Annotated in this window: 1 protein-coding gene; it reads left to right on the top strand. The window is 56.5% G+C overall.

Annotated features, from left to right (window positions below; all coding sequences use genetic code 11):
• Positions 1 to 253: hypothetical protein (locus tag IV91_RS19260; protein WP_035418217.1), on the top strand; the 253-nt coding region annotated here is incomplete at both ends.

Here is a 253-nt window from a genome sequence, read left to right as displayed (position 1 = left end):
CCAGTCAAGGCGTTCAGTCCGCCAGCAATCAACATTGAGCCGTGGCGTGATCGCCTCTGGGCGCAGTTGGACGAGAAGCCTGCCCTGAATTACGCCATTGAGGTTGTGTTGCCGAGCGATGATAATCCTGACGTTGAAATTCGCGTGGTGCGGCGCGGCGTTGGGACATTCACCCTACTGGTACCAAGGGGAACGATGACCCCGGTGGAGTGTCAACTAAAGATTCTGGAACTTTGCTGCGCATGGGCCGATT

Origin of the sequence: Ferrovum myxofaciens (assembly GCF_000735045.1) — a bacterium.
Taxonomy (GTDB): Bacteria; Pseudomonadota; Gammaproteobacteria; order Burkholderiales; family Ferrovaceae; genus Ferrovum; species Ferrovum myxofaciens.
The sequence above is the reverse complement of the archived record's forward strand: the minus strand, read 5'-3'. Positions and strand labels throughout refer to the sequence as shown.